At 44.7% G+C, this 22,496-nt stretch carries 10 protein-coding genes; 8 read left to right on the top strand and 2 right to left on the bottom strand.

All coding sequences use genetic code 11. The features are described from left to right. Positions 1-459 precede the first annotated feature (459 nt). A complete protein-coding gene (locus IGJ17_RS10840; protein ID WP_429961370.1) occupies positions 460-3,363 on the top strand; it encodes a MucBP domain-containing protein in 2,904 nt (967 codons plus the stop codon). Between the two features lie 82 nt (positions 3,364-3,445). On the opposite strand, the gene IGJ17_RS10835 is transcribed toward IGJ17_RS10840, so the two are convergent. After that, complete coding sequence (locus tag IGJ17_RS10835; protein ID WP_016613494.1) at positions 3,446-4,117, bottom strand: CPBP family intramembrane glutamic endopeptidase; 672 nt, start codon at positions 4,115-4,117, stop codon at positions 3,446-3,448. Positions 4,118-4,351: 234 nt separating this feature from the next. Here IGJ17_RS10835 and IGJ17_RS10830 point away from each other — a divergent pair, with 234 nt between their 5' ends. Next, positions 4,352-5,914, top strand: coding sequence for a polysaccharide deacetylase family protein (locus tag IGJ17_RS10830; RefSeq protein WP_176273399.1), 1,563 nt, complete (start codon positions 4,352-4,354; stop codon positions 5,912-5,914). 71 nt (positions 5,915-5,985) lie between these two features. Here the strand turns inward: IGJ17_RS10830 and IGJ17_RS10825 are convergent, their stop codons facing one another. Then, on the bottom strand, positions 5,986-6,870 hold the full coding sequence (locus IGJ17_RS10825; RefSeq protein ID WP_429961369.1) for a helix-turn-helix domain-containing protein: 885 nt from the start codon (positions 6,868-6,870) through the stop codon (positions 5,986-5,988). 1,153 nt (positions 6,871-8,023) lie between these two features. Between IGJ17_RS10825 and IGJ17_RS10820 the strand changes: the two genes are divergently transcribed. The 6 genes from IGJ17_RS10820 (at position 8,024) to IGJ17_RS10795 (ending at position 22,479) form a co-directional block, all read left to right on the top strand. Then, positions 8,024-17,398 (top strand): Ig-like domain-containing protein, encoded by a 9,375-nt coding sequence (locus tag IGJ17_RS10820; RefSeq protein WP_429961368.1) that lies wholly within the window; start codon positions 8,024-8,026, stop codon positions 17,396-17,398. Positions 17,399-17,500: 102 nt separating this feature from the next. After that, positions 17,501-18,970 (top strand): adhesive domain-containing protein, encoded by a 1,470-nt coding sequence (locus IGJ17_RS10815; RefSeq protein ID WP_016620540.1) that lies wholly within the window; start codon positions 17,501-17,503, stop codon positions 18,968-18,970. Between the two features lie 14 nt (positions 18,971-18,984). Next, on the top strand, positions 18,985-19,293 hold the full coding sequence (locus IGJ17_RS10810) for a hypothetical protein (RefSeq protein ID WP_429961367.1): 309 nt from the start codon (positions 18,985-18,987) through the stop codon (positions 19,291-19,293). Beyond that, positions 19,290-19,937 (top strand): WxL domain-containing protein, encoded by a 648-nt coding sequence (locus IGJ17_RS10805; protein WP_005235021.1) that lies wholly within the window; start codon positions 19,290-19,292, stop codon positions 19,935-19,937. The genes IGJ17_RS10810 and IGJ17_RS10805 overlap by 4 nt, the downstream gene beginning before the upstream one ends. Positions 19,938-20,048: 111 nt before the next feature. Then, the gene (locus IGJ17_RS10800; protein ID WP_005235023.1) at positions 20,049-21,092 is read left to right on the top strand and encodes a DUF916 and DUF3324 domain-containing protein; all 1,044 of its coding nucleotides are present in this window, start codon (positions 20,049-20,051) and stop codon (positions 21,090-21,092) included. A 658-nt stretch (positions 21,093-21,750) separates the two neighbouring features. Continuing rightward, a complete protein-coding gene (locus tag IGJ17_RS10795; protein WP_005235024.1) occupies positions 21,751-22,479 on the top strand; it encodes a LytTR family DNA-binding domain-containing protein in 729 nt (242 codons plus the stop codon). Positions 22,480-22,496: the final 17 nt, after the last annotated feature.

The following is a 22,496-nucleotide window of genomic DNA, read 5'->3' as shown; positions in this document are numbered from 1 at the left end:
TTTTTTCTTTTAAATAATACCTAATTCTATTGTTCTGAGCTGGAAACTTGAAAAAATATCTCTTTTGAAAATTAGGAGGTATTTTTATATGAGTCATTCAAAAAAGAAAGGAAATCTTAGGTGAAAATAGTGTCCTGTTTTAGGAAAACGGAAATCGTTGATAAAACAAGGATGCAAAGAAGCTTTGCGCTGATTTGCACTGGATTTGCTTGAAGGGAAGGGTACTTGAATTATAAAATTCTGAAGAGGTGATGTAGTGCAATGATAAATGAATCAGGTATACACAAGATAAAGGGCATTTCATGAGTCCGCATAAAAATTTCAGCTAGGAGTGGAGCATACAATAAATAAAAAAATGTTTGTAAATTAAAATTTAATAAATTATAATGATTTTCAGGCGTGAAAAAAGCTTGAATAAAAAAGTCTAAATTTTGAAAAAGAAGGTTAAGGTGAAAGTTTGTGAAAAAGAAATTTAAACATATTATGTCTTTAATAATCCTATTAAGTGCTGCGGTGGTAACACCAGCATTTCAGGTAATGGCGGAAAGCGAAGGTTTTTCAGATTCCCAACAGTTGGAGCAAGACGAAAAGATAGCTACACCATCTAATGATACAAATGATTCAACGGAAGCAGATAATGCTGCGATGACATCAATGACCTCATCGAGTGTGGATGCTAAAAACGAGCAAACGCAAGTCAACAGTGATAATGAAAAAAATATTTCTGAATCAGATATTAAAGAAGATTCTGCTGTAAGCACTGTAGATAAGGTCCCCTCATCTGTTAATGCTTCAGCTGCAAGAGTTGTCAATGGGCAACTGACGGTTCAAGTGTTAGATGGTAATTCAAACCAACCGATCCAAGGAGCTTATTTCACATTGACCTCCTCGACATCTGGTGAAGTGACATTGTTAGTCACGGACAGTTCAGGAAAGGTTACAATTCAACTTCCTTCAGGTGGCTATTTTATTAAGCAAGTTGGTACCACGAATCAAAGACAAAACTATGCATTCACGTCGGTTGGAAATTCCATCACCTTGCAGCCTGGGGAAACGAAAACACTTGAACTCTACGAGCGTTTAATTACGGGTGAGTATGCTTTTGGAAACAGTCCCGATACGATTCATATTCCTGTAAACAGTACGTTTGATTTCTCAACCAAAGCATTAGGCATTGAGGCGTTTAAACTAAATTTTAGCGGCAATATAGAAAAAAGCATTTCTGACTCGCAAATCTATCCTTACTACACCAATGTTGACCCAAGCAACCCAGGTTCCTATGTAGCAATTTTTATGGCTCGACAAGCCTCCTATAGCGTGAATACCACACATATGGTCAATGTCATTGTCGATCCGGAGCAAATTGGAGAGGTAAATGTCCGATACCTTGATGGTCAAGGGCAAGAAATCCATGAGATGCAGACCTTGACCGGTACCATTGGTGAACCATATGATGTCAGCAACGAAGAATATAAGTTAACAATTGATGGCTACACGTTAGATGAAACTAAGTTACCAGAAAACAGTAAAGGTATCTTGGGAGAAACAGCACAGACGGTCACCTATGTGTATACAAAAAATCCCGTACCAGCAGCAGATGTAACAGTCGAGTACGTAGATACAGAAGGCAAAGAAGTTCATCCTTCTCAAACGATCAGTGGAAATGTAGGGGACCCATACGATGCTAGCACAGAACAATATCAATTAAAAATCGAAGGCTACACTTTAGACGAAACTAAACTACCAGAAAATAGTATCGGTGTATTTGGCGAAACGGTGCAAACAGTCACTTATGTCTACACAAAAAATGCCGTACCAGCTGCGGATATCACGGTCGAATATATAGATACCGAAGGCAACGAAATCCACGCTTCTCAGACGATTAGCGGTATTGTGGGCAATCCATACGATGCCAGTACAGAGAACTATCAATTAACGATCGACGGCTATACACTGGATGAAAGCCAACTGCCAGAAAATACCACAGGAGTATTTAGTGAAACCGTACAAACAGTCACTTATGTGTATACAAAAAATCCCGTGCCAGCAGCGGATGTAACGATTGAGTATGTGGATACAGAAGGCAATGAAATACACGCTAGCCAAACGATTAGCGGTAATGTAGGTGAATCATACGATGCCAACGTAGAAAAATATCAATTAAAAATCGAAGGCTACACTTTAGACGAAACTAAGCTACCAGAAAATGGTATCGGTGTATTCAGCGAAACGGCCCAAACTGTTACCTACATTTACATAAAAAATCCGATACTAGCAGCGGATATAACAGTAAAATACCTTGATACAGAGGGCAATGAAATTCATGACTCCCAAACGATTAGCGGAAGTATAGGTGATTCATACGATGCCAGCACACATCGATATAAATTAACGATCGAAGGCTATACTCTAGATGAAACCCAGTTGCCAGAAAATAGTAAAGGTATTTTTAGCGAAACAGCGGAAACAGTTGCGTATATCTATATAAAAAATCCGGTACCAGCAGCTGATGTAACAGTGGAGTACGTGGATACAGAAGGAAAAGAGATTCACTCCTCTCAAACGATCAGTGGAAATGTAGGGGACCCATACGATGCTAGCACAGAACAATATCAATTAAAAATCGAAGGCTACACCTTAATTCAAAGTCAATTACCAGAAAATAGTAAAGGTTTGTTTAGCGAAACAGCACAAACAGTCACATACATCTACACAAAAAATTCTTTACCAGCAGCGGATATAACGGTCGAGTATGTGGATACAGAAGGCAAAGAAATTCACCCTTCTCAAATCATAACTGGAAACGTAGGCGAGTCTTATGATGCCAGCACAGAAAAATACCAAGTAACAATCGACGGATACACCTTAGATCAAAGTCAATTACCAGAAAATAGTAAAGGTTTGTTTAGCGAAACAGCACAAACAGTCACATACATCTACACAAAAAATTCTGTACCAGCAGCGGATATAACGGTCGAGTATGTGGACACAGAAGGCAAAGAAATTCACCCTCCACAAAGGATCAGTGGAAACGTAGGCGAGTCTTACGATGCCAGCACAGAAAAATATCAACTAGCAATCGAAGGCTACACGTTAGACGGAAGTCAGCTGCCGCAAAATGCCAAAGGCACATTCGGTAAGCAGGAGGCAACTGTGACGTATGTTTATACAAAAGAAAACGTAGCAACAGTGGATAGTTCTGATAAAAAAGAAAAAGACCCAACAGCGACTGTTACTTCGAAAAAAAGCACTTCTGCGCAAAGATTGCCGCAAACCGATGAGCAGGGGAGGTTGTTCCCATTTGTAGTTGGTTTGTGCTTCGTCGCCACAGCAAGCTGGCTTTATTTCAGAAAGCAAAAATAGCGATCAAGTAAGTCATTGGGGAAAGGCGTTACTGACTATCAAAAAAGGACAGCTACGATTCAGCTGTCCTTTTTTTGATTATTTAACGAAAGAATGAAATAAAACCGAGTCCATCATAAAGAAAATGGCAGATCCAGCTGACCCAAACACTATTGGATTTTTTCCAGACGTAGTTGAGTGCCAATCTTGCGGGCATCAAGGTGATCAATAATTGTGCTGGATGAAAACCGTACGCTGGGATATGCCACAAAGCGAACAGCACACTGCAAATGATGGAAGACCAGAGGAAAGAGAATCCTTTTTTCTGTAAAGCTAACAAGAGATTGGTACTAAGCAACTCTTCTCCCATCAACATGAAGGGTACTTGTAAAAAGACCATTTGGACAGTGATGGTTTCGCCGATCGAGTTAGTTGTTGGTTGTCCAAAAATAGCGGCATAAATAAAGGAAAAGAACACGCCAGTCAAAATGACGAAAGGCACACCCCATAATAAAACGATGAAACGAAAATGTTTGAATTGTTCCAAAAAGGTCCTTCGTAAGAGAAAGTACCCTGCGCCAAATGCCAAAATCACATTCCATACAGTACCAATGATGGATAAAACGGAATCGCTTAGGGGTGTATAGGGAAGCATTTGATAGGTTAAACCGATGACTAATGTAAGAATAAATAAATACGTTGCTGACTTGTGTTTCATTTTGAACACATCCTTTAAAGTAATTGCCACACGCTGAATTATAAACAGAAAAAACATCAAAGTACAAAAAGATCTCTCTCATTATTTTTAAACGAAAATAAAACGGAGTGAATACGATATCATGGCTGATAGGCTTGCTTTTATTAGTATCAGAATAAAAGATTTCTTAGAACAATTCTCAAAAATTGTGAACAAAAAGAGAAGTTTATAAGAATCTCTGTAACACTGTTGAAATATTATTACTCTTATGTTACATTTTGTTTACGTTATTATGTTTTAGGGAGAATGTTTATGAAGAAATCAAGTAATTATTCAAATAATTCACAACATAAAGAAGCGACGTCTGAAAAACAAGCACCTTTTTCAAGGGTCGAATCACATCAAAAGCAAACAACGGGAACGGCAAGACGCACGCAAATCAACGATCGTCAAGTTTCTAAAAAGAAGCCAACCCATCGTAAGTATCTCTTTTCATTGATGACGCTTCTGACAATTGTCATTATCGCCACTGGCGGCTATATCGCCTTTACGTTGAAGCAGCAAGAAGCCTTGGCACGGGAAAAATATGAGGCTGCTGCTGAAAAGTTATTGGCATCGATCCAAGAAGAACAAGTTAAAGAGGGAATCCCAGCAAAACTCGAAACATTGTCTAATGGGGACAAGAAAGAATTAATTTTCCGACCAAAAGAAGAAAGTACGATTCCTGTCAAAGATGCAAGCAAGAAATTGTCGACCATGGCAAACAAATTATGCAAAAAACACACCGACAAAGAGACAGTCACCGTTGCTCGGATTGAAGCACAAGCGGTCGCATCGAAAGTGTCAACCTATTCTTTAAAAGCGGACAGCTATGTTTGGAATCGGGAAACTGGTCGCTTTGAAGATGCGGATAGCGTGGTTGCCGATCCAATTTTTATTTCCGAGAAAACCGGCAATGAATTATCCTTGAAAGACTTGGTTCCAGACGAGGGCAGCTTGCTAGGAATACAACAAGTCATTCAGCAAAAGATTTTAGACCAAGCCAAGGAACCTGATAAAGTCATTGATGCGGTCTTGGCGATGGATCGAATCACCTATGAGTCGAAATTTACGTATGATCCTGAAAAATTAACGATCCAGTTGCCCCAAAATCAAACTGGCGTATCTGAGATCACGTTGGCGTACAAAGAGATTGCACCGTTTATTGATCCGGAACTTGTTAATGCGGATCAATTGAAAGAGCAACAATCGACATTGGACGAAAACAAAAAATATGTTGCACTGACTTTCGATGATGGCCCTAACGACACAACCACATTAGATCTTTTGAAGATTTTAAAGGACAACGATGTCAAAGCAACGTTTTTTGAATTAGGACAAATGGTGGATCGGTATCCTGAAGTATCGAGAAAAGTCCATGAGGAAGGGCATGAAATTGCCAGTCACTCCTATTCACATCCGCAATTAAATACGTTGTCGCCGGAGGATGTCAAAGCTGAAATAACTAAGACCGACAAAGCAATCTATCAGGCAACAGGAGTCTTACCTAAGAATTTGCGCCCGCCGTATGGGGCGATTGATCAACAGAGCGCCCAAGCGGCAGGAAAATCGATCATTCAATGGAGTGTTGATACCGAGGATTGGAAGCTAAAAGATCCGAACAAAATTTTGAAGGTCGTACAAAATAATGTCTACGATGGTTCAATAATTCTGCTCCATGATATTCATCCGAAATCCGTTCAAGCCGTACCTGGTATTATTCAAACGCTGAAAGCGCAAGGCTATGAATTTGTGACGGTGGATCAGTTGCTCAATGGCAAACAAAAACCAATGTATCAATACTTTGGTGCCACAGATGAACGCAGTGTTAGCTAATAGCTCAAAAAGGAAGTGATGGCAATCATCGCTTCCTTTTTTCAAAAACGAACGCTGCAGTTGCCGCTTTATCACTCGGAGGAGGCAAATGCTCGGAGATAATCTTCATCCAATAGTAAAGCAAAATCATCGGCAAGGGCTTCTTGATCCAGTTCTCGCATAATAGCCAACATCTTTTGTGTGATCGTTTCACCAGCTTTTTGATCGCCGGTTCTTATGAGCAACACGCCTTGGAAAAACTTGCAGACGGTTTGGTGGAAAAATTCTTTGTAGTCTGTCGCTAAAAGTTTCAATTGGACAACGAGAACTTCCGTCGCATCGTATTGCTGGTGTTTTAGCGTATATTCAATCAAATTGATCAGCAAGGCGCAGTAGATTTCTCGACCTTTTTCCAGATCGATGTAGTACTCGAGCATCTTGGATACTTTTTTGAAAAAGAAGAAATTATGGTCGTTGTCCAAAAGATCGATGGTGTTGCCAAATAGTTGGATTTCTTGTAACGTCCAGCTCTCAACATCAATGAGGTAAGAAGTGATCGTTTGGCGATCGCATTCTAAAACAGCACTTTGTCGATAGACCCCATGCTCTGCCAAGCATTGTAGCATGCGAATTCGCGAGCGAACCTCTGCAATACGGATATTGTTCAGTCTACTAGTGGTTTGTTGTAGTTCCTGTAACAGCTTTTGTAAATTTGGCAGATCGTGTTTGTTTGAATATTGATTATACCGATGATTATAGCTGTTTTGCTCATCCAGGCGATAGCCATTCGCGATATAGAGAAATTCATCGATATCCATTGAGAGATTTTCTAAAATTTGCAACAGCAGGTTGGCAGCAATTTGATGCTTGCCTTTTTCGAACTCGATGGCATAAGACTTTGAAATAATCGTGCCATAGACTTCTTTTTGGGTGAAGCCTTTTTTCAATCGGATTTGTCTGATCGTTTCGCCATACATAAGAAAGCCTCCGCTCTCGTTGAATTAATGAGATCTTGTATCCCCATTATAGTAAAGTAAAGCCAATAGAGGAATCTAAAAGGTCTTTTATTTCAGACTTTCCTTGATTTGGTGGAAGAAATCGTTCAGTAATCTTTGTGATAGAGGATCCTCAGAGGGGGATCGTAGAAAAGCGTGAGAACATTCGGTTCTCACGCTTTTTTTAGACAAAACTAAGGCAGATCAATAGAAAAATCATTACTAGCCAATGCATCGTTTGTTGCTCCTTAAGTCGTATTAGAAGAAGCCAATTTGGCAGCGGTGTTTCCTTCTTACCAACAAGTATAACCGCTTCGAGTAGAATGAACGTTTACGTCCGAAATGTAGGACCAAATAACTAGGTGAGGATGAAAAGCAGCGAAGAGCAACTGAAGAAATAATCGTTCATAATAGTGCAACGTTGATTTTGATAGAATAGTTTCATTCTTTTTTCACAGAACTTTCTGCGAGCGTTTCGATTCCTTTTTTTTGTTAGCAAGAGTTATTTTAGGTGATATCGTGAAAAAACGTCTAAATTATTTTTGTTTTTTTATTTGCGGAGGTAAAAAACGAGGTTAAAATCATAAAAAAACACAATCATCATTTTTCTCTATCCAGATGTATAAACATGCAATTGAAATCGTATTCATTATATTGATTAAACATAAAAAAAAGAAAGGTTAACTGACGAAAAAAGGCAATATTTTATCATTATACATTTGTTTATAAGATAAATATAAATAATTTCTGCTTGTTTATAAAATAAACCTTTTGTGTTTTGAAAGGTGAAATTCAGTGTTTTTTTAATTATTTATCGTGTTTATAATTTGTTGGAAAGAAATAAATTTGCTAGAATTTTGGTACACAGTGTGTTCGTTTAGTTATTTTATTTTTTAGTTTCACAAGAGTGAGCTAATGTGCTTCTAAACTATTTGAACAAAAATCACTGGGTTTTTCAGAAAGCATGCGAAAAAATCTTCGCTTTGCGATCGGTTACTTTTTGTTTTCTCTCTATGCCTTTAGGTGTTGGGTTGAAATAGATTTTCATCTGGTTTTAAAGGGGGAAAGAAGGATTCCAGAGATCATCAGTTTTATCTTTTGTCGGTTAAATTTTTTTCGAACAGGAGGAGAATGAATGAAAGGCATTAATTATAAAAAGCTCATGGATTCAAAGAAAAACACACGCGTTCGAACAAAGAAAAATATTATTGCGAATTTAACTGTCAGTGGAATGTTGTTGACAAGTACGGTGGTCGTGCCAGCAAGTTTGTTATGGGCACCAACGACGGTTGAAGCTGCTTTGGTTTCAGCTGAACTTTTCTCAGATATCACAGCGTCTAATAACTCAGGCACGAGTGCGTCTGCACCTTATGCAACTCCTGGTGCAACGAACCAAGTCAATTTCTCGATTTCTGGATCGAATGCAGTAACGGTTGATGTCTTGAATGGGGATAAAGTCGCGGTTGTTGGGGTTCCTCAAGGCCTTACTGGTTTGGTTCAACCGGCAGGGAATGCATCGATTTCCACCAATGTGATACTCCAACTGGGGAATTTCCCAGCCTTGCAAACACTGATCGGTACAGTCACACCAGCAGTCAATACCTTGATCAGCACGGTGGATGGAATCGTCAATCAAAATTTAGCTGATGCACTTGATATTCCGCCAACAATCGTTGGCGGCTTGCCAAATCCGTTGTATACGGCGGCTTCAATCGTGGATGTTAGCCAAGTGATATCCGTCAACTTAGATGAAATCACTACCCAGTTAGACTTATTAAATCAACTTGGACAATTTGGCCAAGCGAATTTTGAAGTTCCAGCTGGACTAACCGATAACGAACGTGCCCTGATTGCCAATGTGGATGATGGTTTATTTATCGTTATCAATCAACGCATCAATCAAATTCTCGATAATTTACAAGCAGCCCAGATTCAAGTCAGTATTTTGGATGGTGCAAGTGGGATTCCAGGCATCGGTACCTTGATCGGTCAAATCAATACGTTGGTACAAAGTACCGTTAATACAGCTAAAGCCACTTTAAACGCAACGGTTGAAACAGCACAAACAGTCTTCAATGCAACGACAGATTTAGCAGATCAAATCGCTTCTGCATCTGTTTTAGGTCAAACCAATGTGGTCATTCCAACGAATGTCACCAGTCCGACCTATGCACAATTGGTTGAAAACGGCGTGGCGAATCCATCTAATCCTTACGAAGCCCGCTTCGAAGGAACGATGTCTCAACTTGATTTGATCACCATTGATTTATTTACGGATGCTGACGGCAATAACTCGATTTGGTTTGCGCCAGATACACCAGAAGATCAAACCGATACACCAACAATCAATCCATTGACAGCAGGGGAAACGACGATCAGCGGAACAGCTGAGCCAGGCGCAGCCATCACATTGGCGATCAACGGCGGTGCACCTATTACAACAACCGCAGATGGTGACGGCAATTGGACGGCGGATGTCCCTGAATTGGTGGAAGGCGATACAGTCACAGCAGTAGCGGAAGCTGAGGGGGAATCGGCGAGTGAGCCTGCAACGGCAACGGTAGCAGCACCAGTGGTTAATGCACCAACGGCTTCGATTACAGGAAATAGTACCGATGGGTACCCTGTGACGGGGACAGCCGCAGCAAATGCAGCCATTGAAATCACCAATGCCGAAGGTGAAGTCGTTGGCTCTGGTACGGCAAATGAGAACGGCAACTACAGTATCACGTTGAACCCAGCAGATGTAGCAGAAAATGAAAACTTGAATGTTGCCGCAATCGTCACTGCCGGTGGGCAAACTTACCGTAGTGGTAATACGCCAATCGTCGTTCCAGCAGACGATGCGGAGCAACAAACGGGAACACCAACGATTCAACCGGTGACTGCCGGGGATACAAGCGTCAGCGGAACTGCTGAGCCTGGTGCCTCGATTACTGTGACCGTCAACGGTGCAGATCCGATCGTGACGGAAGCCGATGAAGAGGGCAATTGGCGTGTTGATGTGGACGAAGTGTCAGAGGGCGATACGGTTTCAGCTATCGCCGAACTAGCAGGACAAACGCCAAGCCAACCGGCTAGCACCACCGTGTCCGCCTTAACAGTCAACGCACCAACGGCTTCGATCACAGGAAATAGTCAAGAGGGCTATCCAGTGACTGGAACCGCAGCACCAAATGCGGCCATTGAGATCACCAATGCGGATGGCGAAATTGTCGGAACAGGTACCGCCAATGAGAATGGTATTTATACAGTCACGTTAGATCCAGCGGATGTTGACGCGGAAGAAACCCTGAATGTGACAGCGGTTGTGACCGCTGGCGGCGAAACCTATCGAAGCAACCCAACACCTGTTGTGGTGCCTGCAGATATCCTGCAGACGGAAACACCAACGATCGATCCAGTCAGTGCTGGAGATACGACCGTTAGTGGGACAGCGGAACCGGGGGCAACGGTAACGATCACGCTTCCTGAAGGCGATCCAATCACGGCTGAAGCCGATGATGAAGGCAACTGGGAAGCAACGGTTCCTGAATTATCAGAAGGCGATTCCGTGACCGTCGTAGCTGAGTCTGAAGGCAAAGATCCGAGTGCACCAATCACCGTGAGTGTAAACGGTTTAACCGTGGCGGCGCCAACGGCTACGATCACCGGAAATAGCACAGATGGGTATCCAGTAACGGGAACAGCGACTGCCAATGCAGCAATTGAAATTTTGAATGAAGTAGGAGATGTCGTTGGTAGCGGAACAGCTGATGAGGATGGCAACTTCACGATCACCCTTGATCCTCAAGAGGTGACAGCTGGCGACAACTTACGAGTGGAAGCGATCGTGACGGCTGGTGGTGAAGACTATCGCAGTACAGGCACACCGCTTGTAGTTCCTGCAGATGATGTCGAAAATTTAACTGAAACACCAACGATCGACCCAGTAACAGCTGGGGATACGACCGTCAGCGGAACGGCTGAACCAGGGGCAACTGTGACGATCACGTTGCCTGAAGGCGATCCGATCACGGCAGAAGCCGATGACGAAGGCAATTGGGAAGCGACGGTACCAGAATTAACGGAAGGTGATACGGTAACAGTCGTTGCCGAAGTAGAAGGCAAAGAGCCAAGTGCACCGATTACCGTGACCGTTGATGGTGTGACTGTCAGTGCACCGAGCGCTTCCATCACAGGCAATAGTACGGATGGCTATCCGGTCAGTGGAACAACCACGCCGAATGCGGCAATTGAGATTTTGAATGAAGCAGGAGATGTCGTTGGTAGCACGACGGCGGATGACACGGGTGTTTATACCGTCATCTTAGATCCAGCTGATGTGACGCCAGAAGAAGCCTTGCAGGTGGTGGCAGTTGTGACAGCGGGCGGTCAAGACTACCGCAGTAATGCCACGCCAATCACGGTACCAGCAGACATTGAACAAACAGGGACACCAACGATCGATCCGGTCACAGCAGGTGATACCACGATTAGCGGAACGGCAGAACCAGGTTCGACGGTTACTGTTACGATTACCGGTCAAGAACCAGTAACGGCTGAAACGGATGACGAAGGAAACTGGCTTGCGGAAGTGCCAGCAGTCTCTGGTGATGATACAGTCACAGTCGTTGCGGAAGCCGAAGGCAAAGAGCCAAGCGCGCCAGTCAGCGTTGGAGTCAATGGAGTCACCGTTGCAGCACCAACAGCGATCATCAGCGGCAATAGTACCGATGGCTATCCAATCACGGGGACTGCTCCAGCGAACGCAGCGATCGAAGTGTTGAATGAGTCAGGCGATGTGATCGGTACTGGGACAGCCGATGGGGATGGAAACTATACGGTAACCATCGCACCATCCGATGCAGCACCAGAAGAAACCTTGTCTGTCGTTGCGATCGTTACAGCAGGCGGAGATCAGTACCGCAGTCCTGCCACACCGGTGACGGTCCCAGCAGATGAGCTTGAACAAACAGCATCACCAACCATCGATCCAATCAATGCCGGGGATACGACGATCAGTGGGACCGCAGAACCAGGCGCTACGGTGACGGTAACGATCCCAGGTGAAGAACCTGTTACTGGTGAAGCCGATGACGAGGGGAACTGGACAGTTGAAGTTCCTGAAGTTTCTGAAGGAGAAACCGTCACAGTGGTCGCACAAGCACCAGACAAAGACCCAAGTGCACCGATCAGTGTTGGAGTCAATGGGTTGACGATCGCTACACCAACCGCGACGATCAGCGGCAATAGTACCGCAGGTTACCCAGTAACGGGGACGGCACCAGCCAATGCAGCCATCGAAATCTTGAATGCCGATGACGAGGTCATAGGTACTGGCACCGCCAATGACGAAGGCCAATATACGATCACGTTAACGAGTAATGACGCGTCTCCAGCTGAAGCCTTACGGGTGGTGGCGGTAGTCACAGCCGGTGGTCAAGAGTACCGCAGTGCGGCTGCACCAATCACAGTACCTTTGGATCAAACTGCAGTCCCAACGATTGAATCGGTGACAGCCGGCGACACGACCATCAGTGGTACGGCTGAACCTGGCGCGACAGTCTCAGTCACGATTGGTGACGCAGAGCCAGTCACTGCCGAAGCGGATGACGAAGGCAATTGGACGGCAACTGTGCCCGAGGTTTCTCAAGGAGAAATTGTTTCTGTGGTAGCGACCCTTGATGGGGAAACACCAAGTGATGCAGCTACGGTCGTCGTAAATCCACTCAGTGTGGCGACACCGACAGCAGCGATCAGCGGCAATAGTTCGGAGGGGTATCCAGTAACCGGAACGGCCACGCCAAATGCAGCGATTGAGATCTTAAATGCAGCCGGTGAGGTTGTTGGTAGCGGTGAAGCAAATGAGGAAGGTGCTTACAGCATCACATTGAGCAGCGACGATGTTGATCCTTCAGAAGCACTTCAGGTGGTGGCAGTGGTAACAGCTGGCGGCGATGAGTACCGCAGTACGCCGCTCTCCATCGTGGTACCAGCAGACCAAACGACCACCCCAACGATCGATCCAGTGCAAGCAGGTGATACATCCGTCGGAGGAACTGCCGAACCTGGTTCAACGGTGACGGTAACGATTCCTGGAGAAGATCCAGTGACTGCCGAAACGGATGAGGAAGGCAATTGGACAGTCACCGTACCAGAACTTTCAGAAGGCGACACGGTCACAGTGGTTGCTGAAGCTGAAGGCAAAGACCCAAGTGCACCAATCAATGTTGGTGTCGGTGCCTTGAACGTGGCTGCACCAACCGCAACGATCACGGGCAACAGTACTGACGGCTATCCAGTCACAGGAACAGCACCAGCCAACGCAACCATTGAAATCTTAAATGCTGCCAATGAAGTGGTAGGCAGTGGTACTGCCAATGGAGACGGTGAGTATACGATCACTTTGACAGAAGGTGTTTCACCAGCAGAAACCTTGCGAGTGGTGGCTATCGTATCAGCCGGCGGTCAAGACTATCGCAGTCCGGCAACTACTATCGTGGTGCCAGAAGATAACGCAGAAGACCAAACAGCGGCACCGACTGTCGCACCAGTGATTGCTGGGGCTACAACCGTTAGCGGAACGGCTGAACCTGGGGCAGATGTAACGGTTGAACTACCAAACGGCGATACTGTTACAGTAGCAGCGAATGACGAAGGTGAGTGGACGGCAACTGTGCCGACGGTTTCTCTGGATGATGTCTTGACAGTTACTGCCTTGGCAGACGGCAAAACAGAAAGTTTACCAGTAACAGTGACGGTGCAAGGGCTGATCGTGGCAGCACCAACGGCAACGATTTCTGGCAATAGTGCAGATGGCTATCCAGTAACTGGTACAGCACCAGCTAATGCGTCAATCGAAATCTTAAATGCTGATGATCAAGTGATTGGCACAGGGATGGCCAATGAGAATGGTGTTTACACCGTTACCTTGACCAGTGAAGAGGCATCAGCAGGAGAAACGGTCCGTGTCATTGCCATCGTTTCAGCAGGTGGGGATGACTTCCGTAGTCAACCAACGGCTGTCGTGGTACCTGCGGATCAAACGGCGACACCAACGATCAATCCAGCAGTTGCCGGCGCAACAGAAATCAGCGGGACAGCCGAACCAGGAGCAATAGTCAACGTGACGGTCGGTGAGCAAGACCCAATCTCAGCCGAAGTTGACGAAGAGGGCAATTGGCAAGTTGATGTGCCAGAGCTTTCCGAAGGGACGACTGTTACGGCAGTAGCAGAAGTAGAAAATGAAACACCAAGTACACCAGCAACGATCACAGTCGGTGCATTAACGGTGGCGGCTCCTAGTGCGTCCATCAGTGGCAATGCAGCCGATGGTTATCCAGTGACCGGAACAGGACCAGCGAATGCGACCATCGAAATCTTGAACGAAGCTGGCGAGACAGTTGGAACGGGTACGACCAATGATGCAGGGCTTTACACGATCGATTTGACCAGTGAAAATGTCTCTCCTGAAGAAAACTTGACGGTAGTTGCGGTGGTCACAGCTGGTGGTACAGATTATCGTAGTCCAGCGACACCAATCATGGTGCCAGCTGAACCGGGTGAAAATCAAACAACGGCACCAACGGTTGATCCAATCAAAGCAGGCGATGAAACAGTTAGCGGAACGGCAGAACCAGGCTCAACTGTGACTGTGACACTACCTGACGGCACAGAAGAAACCGCCGAAACAGATGATGAGGGCAACTGGAGTGTCGATGTGCCTGAATTGTCTGAAGGGGATACCATCACAGTCGTCGCAGACAGTGACGGCAAAGACCCAAGTGATCCAATCACTGTCATCGTTGAAGGAGTGACTGTCGCAGCACCAACAGCTTCCATCAGCGGCAACAGCACGGATGGCTACCCAGTGACTGGTACAGCACCAGCCAATGCAGCGATCGAGATCTTGAACGCAGACAATGAAGTCGTTGGAACAGGCACTGCCGATGGAGACGGCAACTATACAGTGGACTTAACTGCTGAAACTGTCGATCCAGAAGAAAACTTAAATGTCGTTGCCATCGTAACAGCTAGTGGGAAAGAGTATCGCAGTAATCCAACAGCGGTCATCGTACCAGCAGATACGGTAGTGGATCAGACAGCTGCACCAACGATCGATCCAATCACGGCAGGAGATACCAGCATCAGTGGGACCGCAGAACCAGGTTCAACCGTGACGATCATTGTACCAGATGCGGAACCAATCACGGCTGAAACGGATGACGAAGGCAATTGGACAGCAGAAGTACCAGAAGTTTCTGAAGGCGATGCAGTCACTGTTGTGGCTCAATCACCTGACAAAGAGCCAAGCGCTCCAGTAACAGTTGGTGTGGGGGCGTTGACGGTCACTGCTCCTAGTGCAACCATCACAGGCAATAGCACGGATGGCTATCCAGTAACTGGAACGGCACCAGCCAATGCCACCATACAAATCTTGAATAGCGATGGACAAATCGTCGGTTCAGGAACCGCAGACGCGGAAGGAAACTACAGTATCACTCTTGAACCAACAGCTGTTGCACCAGCGGAAAGCCTAACAGTCGTCGCAGTTCTGACAGCTGGCGGCAAAGAATACCGCAGTAATGCGACACCAATCGTGGTACCTTTGGATCAAGAAGAGCAACAAACTGCAACACCAACGATCGATCCAGTCAAAGCTGGCGATACGACGATCAGCGGGACTGCCGAACCAGGTTCGACGGTGACGGTAACGATTGGTGAAAATGAACCGATCACAACTGAAACGGACGAAGAGGGCAATTGGACAGTCGAGGTACCTGAAGTTGCGGAGGGTGATACCGTCACTGTTGTGGCACAATCCCCTGAAAAAGACCCTAGTGCACCAATCACAGTGAGTGTGGATGGCATCACGGTTTCAGCACCGACCGCTTCCATCACTGGCAATCCAGAGGATGGTTACCCAGTAACGGGGATGGCAGCACCAAATGCGGCGATTGAAATCGTGAATGAAGCGGGGGATGTCGTTGGATCAGGCAATACTGATGAAAATGGCAACTACACCATCACGCTCTCTGGTGAAGATGTTTCTCCTGAAGAATCATTGAACGTCGTTGCGATCATTACAGCCGGCGGCAAAGACTACCGTAGTAATGCGACACCAATTGTAGTGCCCGTTGAGAATACGATTGATCAAACCGCTACACCAATCATCGAACCAGTCACAGCTGGTGACACGACCATCACTGGTACTGCTGTACCGGGATCAATGGTCACCGTGACGGTAACGGGCGAAGAAGCGGTTGAAACCGAAGCAGATGAAGCAGGAAATTGGTCAGTGGACGTTGCCGAAGTTTCTCGAGATGAAATCGTAACAGCAGTGGCGCAAAGCGAAGGAGAAACCGCCAGTGAACCAGCAACGACCGTTGTTAATGGCATCACGGTCAACGCCCCTTCAGCATCCATTACTGGTAATTCCCAAGAAGGCTATCCAGTAACTGGGAACGGTCCTGCCAATGCCGCGATTGAAATTTTGAATGAAGCGGGGGATGTCGTAGGAACAGGCACGACCGATGAAAATGGTGACTATACGATCACATTGACTAGTGAGGATGTCGCACCAGAAGAAAACTTAACGGTTGTGGCGATCGTCACTGCTGGTGGGGATGACTACCGCAGTAATCCGACACCAATCGTCGTACCTGTCGATGATGAAAGCATCAAGACAGATACACCAACCATTGACCCAGTTACGGCTGGTGATACAACGATCAGCGGAACGAGTGAGCCAGGTGCTACGATCACCGTTACCATCAGCGATCCGTTAACAAGTAGATTCCTGACCATCTTCGCGGCTGAAGGTCCAATCACAACGATCGCCGATCAAAATGGTGACTGGGATGTTGAGTTATCCGCGGAAGCGACGGAAGGCGAAACTGTTACGGTTCTTGCTTTAGCCGAAGGCGAAACCTTAAGTGATCCGACGACGACCGTAGTCAGTGCCTTGACGGTTGACGCACCGGTTGCCACGATCACTGGCAATCCTACCGATGGCTATCCAGTCTTCGGGAATGGTCCAGCCAATGCGACGATCGAAATCTTGAATGAAGCGGGTGACGTTGTCGGAACTGGAACGACCAATGGGAATGGTGCCTTCAGCATCACATTAGACCCAGAGGATGTTTCACCAGAAGAAACCCTTAACGTTGTGGCTATCGTTACAGCAGGTGGCAGAGAATACCGCAGTGCAGCAACACCAATCGTGGTACCAACGGGTGACAATGGTACGGATGGTACCGAAGGCACGGACGGAAGCAATGGCACGGACGGTACCAATGGAACGAATGGTACCGACGGAAGCAACGGCGCTTGGGGCAACTGGGGCAGTTGGGGGAACAACAACGGCAACGGTAGCAATAACAACCAAAGCTGGTGGGGAAGTAAGTACCTACCGAAAACGGGATCTGAAGGAACTTGGTATGCTTCACTGATTGGGGCAGCAGTCTTCGTTGTAGGAGGAATTGGTTTGTTCTTCAAAGCAAGAAAGAAAAAAGACCAACAAAAATAGCATGACTTTACCAGCGGAGTGGACATCCTCCGCTGGTATCTCTAGTGAACAATAGTTTTGAAGCAATGATCATCGTTTCGTAAAGAAAGGGTTAGAAATGGTATGAAAAGCAGAAGGAGGGAAAAACGTCTTTACAAATGGACGATCGGCCAATTAATTCTCTTTTTGACCAGCATCAGTTTCGTCAATTTGTATCTTTTAACAACGACAATAAAAGCCGAAGCAGCAGTGAATGTTTTAGATGTGGAGATTTTAAGCAATTTAACGAGTGCCAATACAAGTGGCACCTCAGTAAGCGTTCCATGGCCAGGCAGCGTGACAAATCGACCAGTGACTTTTTCTATTAAAGGCAACGGCGGGTTGAACGCTTCTGTCAATGTCAGTGGGGAAGATAAATTTGCTTTATTAGCGATCCCAGCAGAATTGAGAACTAGCATTAGTGCCAATGGATCAGCATCGATCAAGACGTCGACCACAGTCAATATTGCCAATGTCCCACTTTTGAATGCGATCTTAACAGCGCTTGATTCCTTGACCAGTTCACTAAATCTCAACCTTGGGATTGTTCAAATCGATTTGACAGCGATCAATCAGCAGATTTCTTTACTAAAGACTGTCGGAAATATTGGGAATGTTGAATTTACCAGTCCGTTGCAGTTTACGACCCAGAAAGAAGCTTTATATGCCAATATGAGTTCGAACCTTGGTGTCGTCTTAGGAACCAATGTCCCGCAAATTCTACGGAATTTAAGTACCGCGATTCAAAATACCCAGATCCGAGTGATCGGCATCGATATTGGCGGCGTCGTGCGCGCATTGCTGCAAGGGTTGCTCAATACTCTGCTTAGCACCGTGAACTCAGCGTTGAATGATTTGACAACTGTCCAAGAACAGCTGGCGGATGCAGCTGTTTTAGGAGCAACGGATGTTCAAATTCCGACGTTACTTTCAGGTCCGGGTCAGTTGACTGCAAATTGGACCGCTAATTTTTCCGCTTCTGTTTTGAAAGCAAAGCCGACGGACATCAATCTCTTGAACTTTAGTGCGCTAAATATCAGCAGTCGCCAAACCATGATTTATTTCATGGTCGAAGCATTGACGATGGATCGGGCGAATCTACCGACTCAGCTGAATTTTGGCCGACATGCCATTCAAACGAAAAAGAGTGAGACGTGGCGGGCAACCGCCAACGGCGATCAAAGCGCAGCTGCTACAACTGGGATTTTACGGATCAATGATACCCGCAATCGGCAGAAAAAATGGCAAGTAAAGGTCAGACAATCCACCAATTGGGTCAATGGTACACGCACATTGCCAGCCGCCGAATTAAGGGTTCAGCTTGGCACTGTCAATTCAACCTTTACGGATGGTCGAGTGGTTTTACCTGATAATGCAACGATTGCCCTGCAGCAAAATGTCGAAAAAAATGTGGTGGCGTTGGAAAATGCGGCATCGACTGGTGGACTGACCGTTAATTTTTCCCAGTTCAATTTATTTGTACCTGAGAAAACACCTAAATTTCAAGGTCAGTATCGCGCCACCGTCGTGTGGACCGTTTCCGATACACCTTGAAAAGGAAGAGCAGAATGAAAAAGAATTCCCTTGTGCTGCTTCTGATTTTGATGATCGGCAGTTTCTGCAGTTTCGTTCCATCAGCAGTAGCCAATACGACGACCGGCAACATTGAGTTTTATGAAGGACCAACGGAAACATCTAGCAGTGATTCAATTGATGAAGAAATTGAACCACCGCCCAGTCAAGAAACGGTCACTAACGTAGAAGAACCACTGCCGCAGCTTGCTGAAACCAATCACTTTTGGCTGCCCTTAATAGGTGGATTCTTCATTAGTCTGACATTGATCATTTGCATCAAAAAAAGGAGGATGGCAAAATGATTTCAAAGAAATCGGTAATAGGCGCATTGGGGGTATTGACCGCCCTTAGTATTGTGACCACGGTGCAAGCGGACGATACGACCGGTGTCGTAGAATATACCTCTGGTGGCATCGTGTTTGACCCGGATAAAGGCGGGAGTGATCCCAATACGCAGCTACCAACGAATTTAGATTTTGGGGCCCATGAGATCCAAACAGAAAATGCCGAAACGTGGGTGGCTACTACGGATGGGACTGGACTACCTGGCGATGGGTCCACGCTGCAAAGAGGGGCAGTTGCAGTCAGTGATAACCGGGGACAGGCGAACTCTTCTTGGGCAATTAAAGTACGGCAAGCAACCCAATTTACGGCAGGAGACAGTACGTTGGACGGTGCGGTATTAACGGTAGATACGGGTACATTGACCAACAACTTAAGTTCGCCGCCAACCGGAACCAGTGATATTGCCAATGGCGAGCTTGATTTTGCGGCGATCAACAATGAATATGCTTTCTTGACCGCCAATGCTGGTGAAGGGATCGGTGAAACGTCGATGCCTCTAGAACAATTTACCCTTTCGATCCCAGCCAATACGGAAAAACAATCGGCAACCTATCAAACGACCCTCGTTTGGACGATCAGCAGTGCTCCGACGACCCCATAGGTTAGTAGTCATTGCTTAACAGTTAGCAGAAAAAAAGCAGCTTGCCTAAGCGGCTGCTTTTTATGCTAGCTGATTTTTCTTTCCTATTTTGTGTAGAAAGGATCTGACAGGATGCATCAGAACAAACTTCGAGGCAAAGGATTTCAGTATTGGGTAGTAAGTATTCTAACGGTCTTATTTTTCATTGGTACTAGTAGTACGGGGGCAGCAGATTCACTTGATACCTTCGATGTTCAAATCAAATTGCCGGAGTCACAGCGGGACAAAGAGTTAATGTACTATGATTTGTTGCTGGAGCCCAAGGCAGAAGAAAAGCTAGCAGTCATGGTTTCCAATAAAAGCGAGCAACCAATCAATCTACAGCTATCGTTTAATCGAGCGGTCACGAACATGACTGGCGTCGTTGAGTACTCTGGGGCAAATGAGGAAGCAACGCCTTCTGCTCCGTACGCGATCGAAGAACTCGTTACTTTGAGTGATGAAACACTTTCATTAGCCCCTAATGAACAAAAAGAAATCACCTTGACAGTCCGGATGCCATCTAAATCATTTGATGGGATTTTGGCAGGGGGACTATACGTACAGCAAACCGGCAGTGAAGAATTTCAAGGGAATGTTCAAAACCTATTAGCAAGAGAAGTGGCGGTATTGCTCCGAAATAAAGAGTCAGACATCCCGCCAGCGGTCCGAATTGAAGAAGCCCATTTGGAAGAGATCAACCGCCGCAATGTCATCATCGTAGCGGTGGAAAATGCAGCAGCCGATTATCTCAGTAAAGCCACGCTTGCTTATGAAGTGTTCCATGAAGGAAAAGCAACAGCCATCAAAGGGGAAAAAGAAATCCAATTAGCGCCCAATGCATTAATGAATTACGCACTTCCGCTGGATGGAAAGGAACTGCTATCAGGAGAGTATGAAATAAAAGCGACCCTTAAAGCAGCCGATCAAGAATGGCAGGGAGAGCCGACCTTCCAAGTTGCAAGGCAAGAAGCGCAAGAAAGAAACGAGCAAGATGTCAGTATTGAAGAAACCGCTTCGCCGATCCTTCTCTATCTATCGATTGGTGGTGTTTTATGTTTGATCATCGCTTATCTGATTTGGCATAATCGAAAACTAAAACGAGCATTAAAAAAAACAGATGATAAAACCCCATGAGCACTTGTAAGAAATTCCTTATTAATATAGAAGGAAAAAAAGAAAACAATTAAAATTCACGGGATGCATGTAAATCAGAAGCATAATAAAAGCAGCAAACAGGCCATTTATTGTTCGAAATAAATGGTTTTTTGTCGTGTCCATGAAGATTCGATATGGTAAATTAAGTAGAAAATTTTTTTTGATTGCATCTTGCAGCAGCGAACGATCTCTTTTATTTTGATGGAAAATCTTCAGAGGAAACAGTTGATTACCCTTAACCGGACTGCCCAAAGAGAAGGGTAGCTTTTTTTTGCGAAAAAACGAAGAATAAATAACGATTAATATTTTATTTGAACGAAGGTTATTTTTTTGGAAATCATTAGAAAGGTTGGGCAGTAGTCGGTAAGTTTTGGAATTGTTAATTAGTTAAACTACTTAAAAAAACATAAGTTTTTATTGTTGTTTGCGCTTTCTGTCTTATAAATGTGTTAAGAAAGCAGTACGACGGGAACTCCTTTACTATAATAGGTTTAGACCAATTATAAAGTCTTTTCTTACTTTGTTTTTAATTTAAACTACCTTTTTTGCATAAACGTTTCGCTAATTCGTTTGAAAGTGCAAGCAGGCATTTTTAATTAAGAATACAATTAGAAATGATGTGAAAAGGAGAATTAAGATGTCTGCAAATTTGAGCAATTTCGCTGTTTATATAGTAGATGACAACTTTTTTAATGGAAATTTGATGAAAAAAATGATCACTGAAAGTCATGTTCCTTATTCTATGGTGGAGATCATTTCACCGGAAGAACTAGATTCTTTTCTTGAAGGGTACTTAACAGATGTTAACGATTTATTTTTATTTTCCATTGAAATGATGGGCTTTGATCGAAGTTTTCAATTAGCAGGGCGATTGAGGGAGCAGTGCAAAAAGTGTCAAATTGCTTTTTATGGTGCCTATGCGTCCAAAATCGAAATCAAGAAACTGAATCTTATCTGTCCTTTAGGAATCATCGATACAGAAGAAAAGGATGTGGCAATGCAGTTAAGAAATTTGTTAACAGAAGCAATTGAAGTGAAACGATCATTGCTGGGAAAAAAACACTTATTAAAAATTGTTAGTAAACGAGAGTTGATGATCGTTGATGCAGAAGCAATCAACTACATAACAACGATCAAAGGTGAGCGAAACCGAATCGTATTCCATCAAAAGAAATCAGTTGAGTGCATTGAAACTTCGTTAAAGGTCATCAAACAGCTAGATTTGCCTGAGTATTATAAAGTATTCAAATCGTACATTATTAATGCGCGACAAATCAAAATGATTGATCGAACAAACAATGTTCTTTGCTTTTTTAATGGGGAAGAATTAGAAGTTGGAAAAAAAATCCGTAAAGCAATCAGTTAAAACTACATATATTTAAT

Origin of the sequence: Enterococcus sp. DIV1096b (genome assembly GCF_050498765.1) — a bacterium.
Classification (GTDB): Bacteria; Bacillota; Bacilli; order Lactobacillales; family Enterococcaceae; genus Enterococcus_D; species Enterococcus_D entomosocium.
Note: the sequence above shows the minus strand (reverse complement) of the source record. Positions and strands in the feature narration are given on the sequence as shown.